Annotated in this window: 14 protein-coding genes, 1 CRISPR repeat array and 1 riboswitch; all 14 genes read left to right on the top strand. The window is 35.5% G+C overall.

The window, feature by feature from the left end:
* The first annotated feature begins 41 nt into the window (after positions 1-41).
* The 14 genes from tmk (at position 42) to csn2-St (ending at position 13,194) form a co-directional block, all read left to right on the top strand.
* Positions 42-692 carry a dTMP kinase gene (gene tmk, locus JCM14932_RS03950; protein WP_025023733.1) on the top strand — a complete coding sequence of 217 codons (651 nt, stop codon included), beginning with the start codon at positions 42-44 and terminating at the stop codon, positions 690-692.
* A gap of 1 nt (position 693) precedes the next feature.
* Complete coding sequence (gene darA, locus JCM14932_RS03945) at positions 694-1,017, top strand: cyclic di-AMP receptor DarA (RefSeq protein WP_025023732.1); 324 nt, start codon at positions 694-696, stop codon at positions 1,015-1,017.
* Positions 1,018-1,019: 2 nt separating this feature from the next.
* Positions 1,020-1,973, top strand: a complete 954-nt coding sequence (locus JCM14932_RS03940) for a DNA polymerase III delta subunit-related protein (protein WP_025023731.1) — start codon at positions 1,020-1,022, stop codon at positions 1,971-1,973.
* Positions 1,974-1,984: 11 nt separating this feature from the next.
* A complete protein-coding gene (locus JCM14932_RS03935) occupies positions 1,985-2,335 on the top strand; it encodes an initiation control protein YabA (RefSeq protein WP_025023730.1) in 351 nt (116 codons plus the stop codon).
* A 97-nt stretch (positions 2,336-2,432) separates the two neighbouring features.
* Positions 2,433-3,224 carry a 16S rRNA (cytidine(1402)-2'-O)-methyltransferase gene (rsmI, locus tag JCM14932_RS03930; protein ID WP_155832072.1) on the top strand — a complete coding sequence of 264 codons (792 nt, stop codon included), beginning with the start codon at positions 2,433-2,435 and terminating at the stop codon, positions 3,222-3,224.
* A 1-nt stretch (position 3,225) separates the two neighbouring features.
* Positions 3,226-3,963 (top strand): acyl-[acyl-carrier-protein] thioesterase, encoded by a 738-nt coding sequence (locus tag JCM14932_RS03925; RefSeq protein ID WP_025023728.1) that lies wholly within the window; start codon positions 3,226-3,228, stop codon positions 3,961-3,963.
* 83 nt (positions 3,964-4,046) lie between these two features.
* Positions 4,047-4,143: riboswitch (THF riboswitch) on the top strand.
* 69 nt (positions 4,144-4,212) lie between these two features.
* Positions 4,213-4,737 carry a folate family ECF transporter S component gene (locus JCM14932_RS03920; RefSeq protein ID WP_025023727.1) on the top strand — a complete coding sequence of 175 codons (525 nt, stop codon included), beginning with the start codon at positions 4,213-4,215 and terminating at the stop codon, positions 4,735-4,737.
* A 220-nt stretch (positions 4,738-4,957) separates the two neighbouring features.
* Positions 4,958-5,680, top strand: coding sequence for a tRNA (adenosine(37)-N6)-threonylcarbamoyltransferase complex dimerization subunit type 1 TsaB (gene tsaB, locus JCM14932_RS03915; RefSeq protein ID WP_025023726.1), 723 nt, complete (start codon positions 4,958-4,960; stop codon positions 5,678-5,680).
* Entirely contained in the window at positions 5,664-6,200 is a 537-nt protein-coding gene (rimI, locus tag JCM14932_RS03910; RefSeq protein WP_025023725.1) for a ribosomal protein S18-alanine N-acetyltransferase, read from the top strand. Before tsaB ends, rimI begins: the two co-directional genes overlap by 17 nt.
* A gap of 33 nt (positions 6,201-6,233) precedes the next feature.
* Entirely contained in the window at positions 6,234-7,226 is a 993-nt protein-coding gene (gene tsaD, locus JCM14932_RS03905) for a tRNA (adenosine(37)-N6)-threonylcarbamoyltransferase complex transferase subunit TsaD (protein WP_034542576.1), read from the top strand.
* A gap of 139 nt (positions 7,227-7,365) precedes the next feature.
* Positions 7,366-10,758, top strand: a complete 3,393-nt coding sequence (cas9, locus tag JCM14932_RS03900) for a type II CRISPR RNA-guided endonuclease Cas9 (RefSeq protein ID WP_025023723.1) — start codon at positions 7,366-7,368, stop codon at positions 10,756-10,758.
* A gap of 128 nt (positions 10,759-10,886) precedes the next feature.
* Positions 10,887-11,855 (top strand): type II CRISPR-associated endonuclease Cas1, encoded by a 969-nt coding sequence (cas1, locus tag JCM14932_RS03895; protein WP_369342658.1) that lies wholly within the window; start codon positions 10,887-10,889, stop codon positions 11,853-11,855.
* A gap of 11 nt (positions 11,856-11,866) precedes the next feature.
* On the top strand, positions 11,867-12,175 hold the full coding sequence (gene cas2, locus JCM14932_RS03890) for a CRISPR-associated endonuclease Cas2 (RefSeq protein ID WP_034542574.1): 309 nt from the start codon (positions 11,867-11,869) through the stop codon (positions 12,173-12,175).
* Positions 12,172-13,194, top strand: coding sequence for a CRISPR-associated protein Csn2-St (gene csn2-St, locus JCM14932_RS03885; RefSeq protein WP_025023720.1), 1,023 nt, complete (start codon positions 12,172-12,174; stop codon positions 13,192-13,194). The genes cas2 and csn2-St overlap by 4 nt, the downstream gene beginning before the upstream one ends.
* 21 nt (positions 13,195-13,215) lie before the next feature.
* Positions 13,216-13,779: a CRISPR direct-repeat array (repeat unit 36 nt; unit sequence GTTTTAGTACTCTCAAGAATTTAGTAACAGTAAAAC).
* Positions 13,780-13,805: the final 26 nt, after the last annotated feature.

Genomic DNA, 13,805 nt, shown 5'->3' with positions numbered 1-13,805 from the left:
CAAGTAAAATAGAACCAATGCATTAAAAGGGAGAATACTAAATGTCAGGGATTTTTATATCATTCGAAGGCCCAGATGGGGCTGGAAAAACTACCGCATTAAATGCGTTGGTTCCATTATTAAAAGAACATACCAATAAAGAGATAGTTGAATCGCGTGAACCTGGTGGTAGCGAGATAGCTGAGCAGATCAGAAAAATTATTCTAGCTGTTCACGATGAGAAAATGGATGATAGAACTGAAGCTTTATTATACGCAGCTGCACGTAGACAGCATGTCATTGATGTGATTAGACCAACATTAGCCGCTAATAAAGTATTGCTGAGTGATCGGTTTGTTGATAGCTCAATTGCATATCAAGGTGGCGGTCGTGAAATCGGTACGAAAGAAGTTGCAGAAATCAATGATTTTGCTATCGATGGAACTATACCAGATTTGACGGTTTATTTTGATATTTCACCAGAAATTGGTTTATCAAGGATTCGTAAGGATCATGAGGGTGCAATGGATCGATTGGAACAAGAGGCTTTGAGCTTTCACCAACGTGTTCACGACTCATATCTTGACTTATTAGCTGCCAATCCTGATAGAATAAAGAGTATCAACGCAGATCAGAAACCAGAAAAAGTTGTTTCTGATGCATTAGATGTTATTATTAAAAGATTTCCAAATGTATTCAATGGAGGAAAATAAAATGAAAGTTATTTTAGCAATCGTTCAAGACAAAGATAGCCAACAATTACAAACACACCTCGTAAAAGCCGATTTTCGTGCAACTAGATTACCTTCAACCGGTGGTTTCTTAAAGGCTGGTAACTCGACTTTTATTATTGGTGTCGAAGATGACAAAGTTGATGATGCGCTTGAAGTTATCAAGAAAACTTGCCATACAAGAACACAGTTTGTTACTTCAACATTTGCGTTACCTGAAGCTGCAGGAATCAATGATCCAATCGAAGTTCAAGTTGGGGGAGCTACTTGTTTTATCCTACCTGTGGATAAATTTGTAAGATTTTAAAAATGGAAAATTTACTAGAAGAGCAGCCTAGAGTACTGCGTGAATTTCAAAAGATTATTCAGTCTAATATGTTGTCGCACGCTTATTTGATTGATAGTGCTTCTTCTAAGATCAGACAACAAGTTGCTATTTGGCTAGCTCAAAGCCAGTTCTGTGAGAATTTGCAGGATGGGATGCCGGATCAAACTTGTCAAAAATGTCAAACCATTGCTTTGGGTGATAATCCCGATGTGTTGGAGATAAGAACTGACAAGAATAGTATCGGTGTCGATGATATTAAGTATTTTAAAAAAGAAGCTAGTATGACAGCAACTCAAGGCAGCCGTCGTATTTTGATTATTGATGAAGCAGAGAAGATGACCAACGCCGCAAGTAATAACCTGTTGAAGACTATTGAAGAGCCAGAAGGTAATCTGATGATGATCTTATTGGCGGATTCAGCTAAGCAACTGCTTCAGACGATTAGATCGCGTGTGCAAACCTTTCACCTGTCTAATAAGAGTAATGAAGAAGAAATAGCTAGTTTGGCAGAGTTAGGTTATAAAGATGAACAAGCAAAAGCAGCATTAAAAGTTTCTGATATTAAATTTTTACAAGCCACGACTGGTGAAGATTATCAGAAGTTATCATCAGCTTTGGTTGTTTGGATGAAAGAGTGCAATCAGAAAAAAATAAATAGTTTTATAGATGTACAGACTGATATCATGCCTTTGGTAGAGAATAAGGATCACCAACATTTAGTTTTTGATATGATGAATCAGATGTTTAGTGATATATTATCAATTAGGTACAATTTAGATAAATCACTTCTTATTAAAGAAGATGTTCTTTCAAATAAGAGTATTCAACAGATCGTTAGTTTTTCGGATGAATTATTTAAAGCTGAGGAAATGTGGAAAAGTAATGTAGCATTTCAAGCAATTTTAGAGGATTTGTCATTAAAATTTGTTAGTTAGTAGGTGAAACAATGGCAGAAAAGGATTTGTATGATGAGTTTGAATCTATCTCGAATCAATTAGGTAGTTTGAGTGGTCAAATTGATGCACTCAAGGAGCAACTATCCAAAGATCTAGAAGAAAAAGAAGAACTCAAGATGGAGAATCATAACCTTCGTAAACAATTAGAAAAATTAGGTTATGAGGATAAAAGTTTCAACGAAAGTGAATTGCCTACTTCACGCTTGAACTTAGAAAAGCTGTATCACAAAGGCTTTCACGTGTGCCAACAATTTTATGGTTCTCATCGTAAGGAAAACGAGGAATGTGTTTTCTGTCTCGGGGTAATTTACGGGAATCACAGTAAACCAAATAAAAAATAAGTAAGGGAGCATTTTGAATGAATGAACAAAGGAGTTTTGTTAATAATTCGAAGGCTGCCTTTTTTTAGTGCCAACGCCAATTGGTAACTTAGATGACATGACCTTTCGAGCTGTCAAAACTTTGCAAGATGCAGATTTAGTTGCAGCTGAAGATACGAGAAATACAAAATTTTTATTGAGTCATTTTGATATCACGACGGATTTGATCAGCTTTCATGAGCACAATACAGCTCAGCGAATTCCTGAGTTGATCGAAAAGCTGAATGATGGAATCAATATTGCTCAAGTTAGCGATGCAGGAACGCCGTCGATCAGCGATCCCGGTAAGGAGCTAGTCAAGGCGGCTATCGAAGCTGATATAGCCGTTGTCCCACTACCTGGTGCTAGTGCATCCACTACAGCATTGATTGCCTCAGGCATCGAACCACAGCTATTCTACTTCTATGGATTCTTACCTCGTAAGGGTAAGGAGCGGACTGAAGCGTTGGAGAACTTGTCACAACGGGCTGAGACTTCGATCATTTATGAATCACCATATCGTGTCGTCAAGACAGTGGAAGATTTGAAGCAATACTTTGGCGGTGACCGCAGAATAACTTTGGCTCGAGAACTGACCAAGATTCATGAAGCTTTCCTTCGCGGAACAATTGATCAAGTTATTGAATATTATCAAGAGAATGATCCTAAGGGTGAATACGTCTTGATTTTATCAGGTAAGGAAATTGAAGAGGTCGATGATATGTCTGACTCTGAAATTATCAACTCAATTGATCTGTTGATACAGTCAGGTGAGAAACCTAATAAAGCAATCAAAGAAGTAGCCAGCCAAAATGATCTACGTAAACAAATTGTTTACAATCTATACCATGGAATTGGGAAGGAAGAATAAAGTGGCAGAACAAATATACTCACAGGAAATAGAATTTCCATTTTATTTTGCAAATTTAACCGGCGATATGCGCCTATCTTCGTTAGTTGATGCAATGTTATTGATCTCGGAGAAACAATTGCACGAGTCGGATTCAGATAGTTCTGAAATGGTACAACGCGGACTCGGCTGGGTCGTGGTTCAATATCACATGGACATTAAGAAGATGCCAACACTTGGCCAAAAATTAAAAGTTAGTACCCGTGCAACGAGCTATAATAAGTACTTCTTCTATCGTGATTTTTGGATCGACGACTTGGACGGCAATCGTATGGTCGACCTTTCAAGTGCCTTCGTTATTATTGATGTGAAGGCTCGTAAGATGGTCAGCGCTGCTGAAAAATTAACAGACGTGTTCGGTGCGGAAGAGATTACCAAGATCAAACGGTTTGCTAGATTACGTGAACCAAAAGATTATGATATTAAAAAAGGTCAGCACATCGGTTATTACAATATTGATGTTAATCGCCATGTGAATAATTCCTACTACTTCGATTGGATGGTCGATTCACTAGGGATCGAATTCGTCGAAAAGCATCGTGCCAAGAGTATGGATATTAAGTATGACAAAGAATTGAACATTCATAGTGAACCAGAAGTTTATGCTAAAATCGATTCTGATACCTTAGTAACGACTCATTGGATCAAGAGTGACGGGGAATTGAACGCCGTTGCCCAGATTACTTGGGAAGAAAAATAATTATAGTTTTGTATGAAAAAGGTTATGAGCAAAATCGATAGATGCTAAGAGGGACCTGTGGTAATATGTTCAAGTAAAATATTTTTGGGGTAGGATTCAAAGCGTAAAGTGCCGGCGGAACGGAATGTGAACACCGGACGAAGAGCTATTGCTTGCGATTTTGTTTCCGCATTCGTCACTTTATATAGTTAGTTAATTTTATTAGCCTCTAGTTATATGCTGTGGCAGCTCCTACAAGGAGATGTCGTTATGAATACGAACAGTCGTGTTATCAGTGTCCACGAAATGACGTGGATGGCTTTATTAATTGCAATGCAGATGGTGTTGAGTAAGTTGTCGATCGGTAGCAATACCTTGAAGGTCGGCTTCAGCTTCATTGCAATAGGACTAATGGGATATTACTTCGGACCATATAAGGCGGCAATCGCTAATGTGGTTGCTGATATTATCAGTAACGTTGTAATGCCAGCACCAGGAGGCTTCTTCTGGGGCTTCACATTTTCAGCGTTAGTAGCAGGTCTTATCTATGGTTTTGTATTATATAATCATAAGGTAACGATCTTGAGAACTTTTGTAGCGGTATTTTTGATCACGGTTATTGTCAATACGGGATTGAATACACTGTGGATCCAAATGATGACTAACTTGCCATATTGGACATTGTTAGTGCCAAGAATTGTTAAAGAACTATTTAGTTTGGTTTATCAAACAGGATTGTTATACTTTGTTCTCAAATGGATCAGTAATTCGAGATTTAACAGAATCGGCCGTTAGTGGTCGATTTTTTTGTTTGTGTATTTACGTGTTTTTCTCCACTCTCTGTTTAAAACGAGTTACGAAAGCCAGATTCCTGCGCCTGCTACAGATAGCAAACGCACCAACTACGTTGGCACCTTCACTATCTTAGGCAGTGCTCAGAATCTCCCGGCTTTCTCCACTCTCTGTTAAATCTAATTATGTGGTAAAATATTCCTATTAAGATCGAGGGGATTATATGAAAATTTTAGCTTTTGATACATCTAATAAACCGTTAAGTGTTGCGGTTGTTGAAGATGGTAAGGTTCTCGCACATGTTGAATCTTCTGAAAATAAGACTCACAGTGTTACACTCTTGCCTGACATTCAGGATTCATTGGCAGATGCCAGTCTTTCAGTGAATGATATAGATCGGATAGCTGTTGCCGATGGCCCTGGTTCTTATACTGGGGTTCGAATAGCTGTTACAGTTGCCAAGACATTGGCATTTACTTTGGACAAACCGCTTGTTGGTATTTCTAGTTTGAAATTACTTGCTGCCGATGGTGGGGATGATCGATTCTTGGTCCCACTGATGGATGCTAGAAACGATAATGCATATGCCGGTGTATATTCTAATGAACATGAAAGATTAGTTAATGTCGTCGAAGATCAACATATTACAATGACTAAGTTACTTGAGTTGTTGCAAGATTACGATGAGGATCAACTAGAGTTCATTAATGCTACCCAAAAATTAACCGATTTGATTAGAGAGAAATATCCGCATGCCAAAATAATATCTGATGAAGATAGTCTTCCAGATGCTACAAAATTGGCCAAGTTAGCCGAACACGCTGAACCTGTTAAGGATATCGATAGTTTCGTACCAACATACTTGCGTTTAACGCAGGCAGAGCATGATTGGTATGCAAAAGGTCATAAGGACGACGGCAATATTTCCTATGTTGAGGAAGTTTAAGGAAACACTTTGGCCAACAGGGCATGTAGACAAATATCCCTTCGAACAACAGTCGGTTAGTATTGATGGTAGAAACTTCATCTTACGCAAATCAGATCCAAACGATACTGGCAGTTTTATGAGTATTCAAGAAACGGTCTATCCTAAGCCAGTTCCATGGCCCGCTGATATTGTTGATATGGAGTTGAGAAATAAAAATGCTCTGTACTTGTCACTAGTTGAGAATGATGCTTGTGTGGCATTTATTGGAGTGTCCTTGAAAAATAAAAATGAAGCTCATATTACTAACATTGCTGTCATGCCTGACTTACAGCATTTGGGAATTGGACATTTATTCCTGAATCAAGTGTTTGACTACTGTCGCAAATATGAGTTTTCGTCCCTTTCACTTGAAGCAGACATTGAGAACGAATCCGCAATCAGTCTTTATCGAGCATTTGGGTTCAAAACGAGAACTATTCATGAGAAGTATTACTTTAGAAATCACCATGATGCGTTAGAGATGGTGGTGGATCTGTAGGTGGAAGAAATTTTGAAAAAAGATACATTGATAATGTCGTTTGAAAGTAGCTGTGACGAGACAAGTGTGGCTATTATTAAGAACGGGAAAGAAATACTATCGAATATAATTGCTACACAAATCAAGAGTCATCAACGATTCGGTGGAGTTGTACCAGAAGTTGCCAGTCGCCACCACGTTGAAGAGATCACACGTTGTATCGAGTTAGCTATGGATGAAGCTGCGGTAACTTATGACGACATTGATGCGGTCGCTGTCACATATGGACCGGGATTAGTTGGTTCATTGTTGATTGGAATCATGGCTGCTAAGACGGTTGCCTTCGCACATAACTTGCCATTGATCAAAGTAAACCACTTAGCTGGACACATTTATTCAGCCAACTTCGTGACTGATTTGCAGTACCCATTCATGGCACTATTGGTTTCAGGTGGACACACTGAATTAGTTCTTGTTACAGCACCAGGTGAGTTCCATACACTTGGCGATACTCGTGACGATGCCGTTGGTGAAGCCTATGACAAAATCGGCCGTGTGCTAGGAATCAACTATCCTGCGGGTAAGCAAGTCGATCAAATGGCTGCTGTGGGTAATGATGTCTTCAACTTTCCACGTGCCATGGTGCAAGAAGATAATTTGGACTTCAGTTTTAGCGGCTTGAAGAGCGCCTTCATCAACCGTGTTCACCATGCTGATCAAGTACACGAAGATTTGAGTAAAGATGACTTGGCCGCTAGTTTCCAAGGAGCTGTTTTGGATATCTTGAGTAACAAGACTTTCCGTGCCTTGAAACAACACCCAGTTAGTCAATTGGTAGTTGCTGGTGGAGTTGCCGCCAACCAGGGACTTCGCAAGAGATTGAAAGAAGAAATTGAAAAACGTAATATGGATATGGAATTAGTATTCCCACCATTAAGACTTTGTGGTGACAATGCTGCCATGATCGGTGCCATTGCTCAGATTCAATATGAGAAGGGTGACTTTGCTGATTTGAGTTTGAATTCTGATCCTAGTTTGGATTTTTAACTAAAAATTAAAGAGCTAATATGTTGAGATTGTTTCTCAATATATTAGCTCTTTTTTGCTTTATTTTATTGGATTTAGTCAGTATCATTTTAAAAATAAAAAATGATATTCGAACTATTGAATAGGAGAATAAAGAAATTTGGAAAACAAAATTAGCTTAGGATTAGATATTGGAGTTGCTTCTGTTGGTTTTAGTGTAATTGATGCACAAGAAGGTAAAGTACTGGAGTTAGGGGCCAGACTATTCAATAGTTCAGTTTCCGCGGAGAATCAAACTCGTCGAGATATGCGAGGGTCCAGAAGACTAAGTAATCGCAAGAAACAACGTCGTAAAGATGTAGCTCAACTATTTAAGACTTTTGGATTAATAAATTATTTTGATAAAGAAAATTATTTTGATAACTTTCAAAATAATTTAAATTCTTATGAATTGAGAGTTAAAGGATTATCAGAGAAATTATCAAAAGAAGAACTGGTGAATAGTTTGTATCATATTGTCAAAAGGCGTGGTATCAGTTATGACTTGGCAGATGCTGACACTGATTTCGATGGTTCTGATTACTCATCTAGTTTGAATCAGAATCAATTGGAATTACAGACGAAGACTCCAGCTGAAATACAACTTACTCGCTTGAATGTACATGGAGCTGTACGTGGAAAAGTTACGATCAATGGCGAGGATGAGGACACTATGCAAGTATTGTTGAATGTGTTCCCCACCAAATCATTTGTATCTGAAGCAAAAAAGATTATTCAAACACAACAACAATATTATCCTGATATTTTGACGGATATATTTGAAACTAAGTATTTAGAAATTCTAGAACGTAAAAGAGAATATTTTGTCGGACCTGGTAGCGAAAAATCTAGAACTGATTTTGGTATCTATAAGAAAGATGGTAGAACTTTGGATAATTTGTTCGAAGAGTTAATTGGTCATGACAAAATATATCCTGATGAGTTACGTGCGTCTGGTGCATCTTATACTGCACAGGTTTTTAATGTCTTAAATGATTTAAATAATTTACGTATTTCTAGTTATGAAAACGGGAAAATTTCTACGGAAGATAAAATAAAGATTGTTGAAGATTTAAGAAACAATATCGGCAATGTAATTATAATGAAAATCATTAAAAAGGTTGCCGGTTGTGAAGATGATGATATTAAAGGCTATAGATTGGATAGCAAGGACAAACCGGATATTCATTCAATGGCCGTTTATCGAAAAGTTCATCGTGATTTATTGAAATATGATGTGGATATTATTAAGTGGCCAACGGAATTTATTGATGAATTAAGTCCAATATTAACTTTGAATACGGAGAACGGTGAAATTCGGAAACAAATGGTCAATAAGTTGCAACCAAAGTATTCATTTTTAACGGATGAACTTATTCAAGTTATTATTAATAACAAATCTAGTTTTGACGTTACTTCCAATAATAAATGGCATCGTTTCTCATTGAAAACAATGAATGTTTTGATCGAAGAAATGTTCAGACGACCAGTTGAACAAATGACTCTTATTCAAGAACTGGGATTGATTAAAGACTCAGGTAAGAGATTTGAAAATTGTAAACTTTTGCCATATAGGGAAATCTCAAAGGATATTTTTAATCCGGTAGCGTCCAAGTCAGTTCGTGAGGCTCTTAAAATTGTTAATGCCGTAATGAAGAAGTATGGTCAAATTGATTATCTGGTTATCGAGATGCCTCGTGATAAGAATGAAGAAGAAATGAAGAAACAAATTGAAAAATTCCAAAAGGAAAATAATAAGCAAAAAGATGAAGCAATAAATGAGTTTGTTAAAAAAATTGGGAATAAGAATGCTGTTGATGATGGACTAAGACGATATGGTGGTAAATTATATTTCAAGATTAGATTGTGGTATCAACAAGATGGAATTGATTTATATAATGGCAAAGTAATTGAACCGTTTGACTTATTGAATAATATTAATAAATTTGAAGTGGATCATATTATTCCAGAATCAATTTCATTTGACGACAGTATTAATAACAAGACACTTTGCTATGCTGATATGAATCAAATCAAAGGACAAAAGACACCGTTTGAATTTATGAACGAGGGACATGGCCAGGGCTTTGCAAAAATGAAGGCTATGGTAAATAAGAATTCAAAGTTAAAAGGTAAACGAAAAAATTATTTATTTGATGAAAATATTAGTGATATTGAAACCAGAAAAAGGTTTATATCTCGTAACCTTGTTGATACTCAGTATTCGTCAAGAGTGGTTTTGAATAGTTTGCAAGAGTTCTTTAAGGAAAAAGAAACCGGAACTAAGGTGACTGTCGTCCGAGGTAAGTTTACTTCTAATTTACGCAAGCATTGGCATATCAATAAGACACGTGATACATTTCATCATCACGCCATCGATGCATCAATAATTGCCGCGACACCATTTTTAAGAATTTGGAAAAAAGATGCCAGTTTATTCCCCATGCATGTCTCTGAAAATACTGTTGATATTGAAACTGGTGAGATTCTTAATGATACTGAATTTAAAAAAGACTTTTACGGATTACCGTATAGCAGTTTTATTGAAGAACTGAACGGTGCTGATGACCGGATTAAGTTTTCGCATCAGGTTGATAGGAAGATGAATCGTAAGGTAAGTGATGCGACAATTTATTCGACACGTAAAGGAATGTTGAATAAAGATAAAGAAGAAACTGATTATGTCTTGGGAAAAATCAAAAATATTTATGATGTTAGTGAGTATAACAAATTCAAACGAATTTACGATAAAGATCCAAATAAATTTCTGTTGGCTCATCATGATCCAAAAAGCTTTGATGAACTTAGAAAAATCATGCAGGAATATCCTAGTAAAATTGATAAAGTAATGACTAATGGTAAAGTAAAATCTGTGGATATTTCTCCATTTGAATTGTATCGTCGCAAACATGGAATGGTACAGAAATACTCTAATAAAAATAAAGGCCCTGTTATTAAACAACTTAAGTATTTAGACAAGAAGTTGGGATCTCACATTGATATTACTCCGAAGGATACATTGAATGATAGGCATGTTGTATTACAGTCACTGAAGCCGTGGAGAACTGATGTGTATTACAATAGTGTGACCGGTGAATATGAAATTATGGGTATTAAGTATTCTGATTTGAAGTTCAATGGTGGTGAGTATGGAATCAAGATGAGCAAATATTTGGAAATAAAAGAGCGTGAACAGGTTTCAGATGAGTCTGAGTTTCTGTTTACTCTTTATAAGAGAGATAGAATCCAAATTATAAATTGTGAAAATGACGAAATTGTAGAAATGCTTTTCTGGTCTAGAAATAATTCTAATATTGGGTATGCCGAACTTAAACCGGTGTATAAATATAAAACTGAGGATGAAAGTTGGCCGGTATACGGATATGGAAAAAATCAAATCCTAAAAAGATTGGTACCAAAGAATTGTAAAATATTGAAAGTAAATACCGATATACTGGGCAATCCATACTATATTAAAAAAGAATCCAAAAACCCAAAAAATATTCTTGATTAATTGAATTCATCCTGTATAATAAGTTCTTGTAAGGGACGCCTTATATGTTTGAACATGTTCATTCGACTGAATTTAGTTTTACTGTTACTAAATTCTTGAGAACCTACTAAAATAAGGATTTATTCCGAATTTACCACCTATTTTTTAATAGGTGGTTTTTTTTTACAAAAATTTGGAGGTACGAACTTATAAATTGGAGAATTGTACACGTAAAGGAAAGTGAAATTCTTAGATTGAGATTAGATAACTTAGAGATAGTAAAAAAGGATAATAAATATCGCATCCCGATTTCTGATATCTCGATGGTTATTCTAGAAGGAAATCGAACTAAAATAACAACCAAACTGTTATCTAGTCTAAGCCAGAATAATGTTGGTTTGGTCATCTGTGATGATAATTATTTACCCGTAGGTTTGTATTTACCGTATGGCCAATATCACCATTATTCTAAGAGAGTTATTGAACAAGCAGCTTGGACTGAGAAACAGAAGGGGGATGCATGGCAAAGAATTATCAAACAAAAAATGGATAATCAGATAGCCTTTGCTGAATACAATGGTGTTGAACAGGATAGATTAGAATTAATGAAGGATTTGGTTGATGATTTGCAGTCAGGAGATAAAACCAATCGAGAAGGTCCAGTTGCTAAGGTATATTTTGATTCATTGTACGGCAATTCTTTTACCAGAGATAATGATGATGTGGTAAATGCCGCCATGAACTTTGGATATGCGGTTATAAGATCCTGTATGGCAAGAGTTGTAGTTGGTAATGGTCTTGTAACTATGCTGGGTATATTTCATCGAAATGAGTTTAACAGTTTCAATTTAGTAGATGATTTGATGGAACCGTATCGAGCATTGATGGATTATTGGATTAATACATTTGTAGTTTCTGATGAGAAATATTTGAGCTATGAAATGCGATTAAAGATAATTAAATTTATGATGCAAGAGATAATAGTCAATGGTAAAAAAATGAAAATTACTAATTCGATGGAGAGCCTAGTTGGAAGTTTTATTTCAACCATGAGTAGTGGAGAATTGGATACTATGATTAAAATTGAATTTAAAAATTTTGTGGGAGTCAAAGAGTGAAATATCAAATTATGGGAGTTATTTGTATGTTTGATTTACCAATGGATACGTCAAAAGAAAAACGACAGTACAGAATTTTTCGTAAAGAGCTAGTTAGAAACGGTTTTGAAATGCTACAATACTCTGTTTATTATCGAACAGTGCCTAATCGTTCGGCTGGTAAAAAATATATTAGTAATTTAAAGGATTTTTTACCGGAGCATGGGGAAGTTAGGTTGTTCAATATTACTGACAAACAATTTGATGATACGGTTTTACTAGTTGGAAGTAAGAGTCATCAGGAAAAAATAGTTGGTGCTAAGGAACTTGTGATTATATGATTCTAAATATTGAGTTAGAAGATCGAGAATTCTTAGATATCGACTTAGATGATATTGTTTATATAGTTGGACATAATCAAAGAAAATTGTGGCAATTGTATCGCAGCCTCTATTACTACTTTAATAAAAGTCCGAGCTTATCTACTAGTGTTTATGGTGATGATGATATTAATTTTGAGTTTGATGGCGATAATGTTCCGGCAAGAGGTTCTGAATCTTATTTTATTAGTAGTCGAGATAGTATTTATGATCAGATGCGGTACAAAAAAGGTAACATGCTATTTGATACTATCAATAGTTTTGGAAATGATTTTGATGTTACACAGAGTATTGAGAATATTACCGATGAGGTTTTAAAATTAGAAATACTTTTACAATCCAAGTTAGACAAGTATTCTAGTCATTTGAAAGTTAATTTTAATGATTTGAGTTACTTGGATATTTTGAAAAGTTATTTGTCGGTTGGTTATACGGATCATCGTAAAGATTACCCATTAGAGTTTATGGATACAGAAAGCTTACTAGATGAATTTCTGAATTTTTTACAATCCAAATTAAAAAGCAACGGTAATACAACTTGGTTGGTTCTGTACAATATTGACAGTGTAATATCAGGAGATACTCAACAATCTCTTTTTATAAAATTAAAAGAACTAATGGATGATTTCGATCTTAAGATTATTTGTTTGAGCCATAATTTGGAGAACATACCTATAGATCGAACCGATGTAGAAAAGATAGTTTTGTGTACCAAAAATTTTCATCAGTTGTTACCAATTGATGAATTAGTTAAATCTATTGAATCTAGATATCCTAATAAATTAAACATTGGGCACAATGAAATCTTGGAATCGATTGTAAGAACTGTTTCATATGTTGGAGATGAAAAAAATGTTTCTCTTGCTGGAAAAGATTTGGTAATATTGAAGATACTAAATGATATTTTGAATTATGAGACGTCATACTGTTTTGAAAATCATTTATTATCGGATGCTGAGGCCGAATTTCTACAAGATTAGACGTTAATTTTTAGATTTGAGGTTTTAGTACTCTCAAGAATTTAGTAACAGTAAAACGGATAACCCCAAATGTTGTAAGTCACTTCTGTTTTAGTACTCTCAAGAATTTAGTAACAGTAAAACAGACTTGCTCAAACTCGTAACCATTCCCGTGTTTTAGTACTCTCAAGAATTTAGTAACAGTAAAACCTATGCTCCCCGTATTGATATAGCAGACTTGTTTTAGTACTCTCAAGAATTTAGTAACAGTAAAACATTTAGCCCGGGTAACGCCGAAATGGTTGCGTTTTAGTACTCTCAAGAATTTAGTAACAGTAAAACTTCAATACGACAGCGAAAAATATAGACCAAGTTTTAGTACTCTCAAGAATTTAGTAACAGTAAAACTTAACACTCGCAGGTATATCGAAATCACCGGTTTTAGTACTCTCAAGAATTTAGTAACAGTAAAACTACTTGATTCAACCTGTCATAACGAAATTTGTTTTAGTACTCTCAAGAATTTAGTAACAGTAAAACAGAATTTAGCTCTTGATGACAGGACAAATTGTTTTAGTACTCTCAAGAATTTAGTAACAGTAAAACAGTTCAATATTGTACTTAATTTCATC

Origin of the sequence: Companilactobacillus nodensis DSM 19682 = JCM 14932 = NBRC 107160 (genome assembly GCF_000615905.1) — a bacterium.
GTDB classification, from domain to species: domain Bacteria; phylum Bacillota; class Bacilli; order Lactobacillales; family Lactobacillaceae; genus Companilactobacillus; species Companilactobacillus nodensis.
The sequence above is the reverse complement of the archived record's forward strand: the minus strand, read 5'-3'. Positions and strand labels throughout refer to the sequence as shown.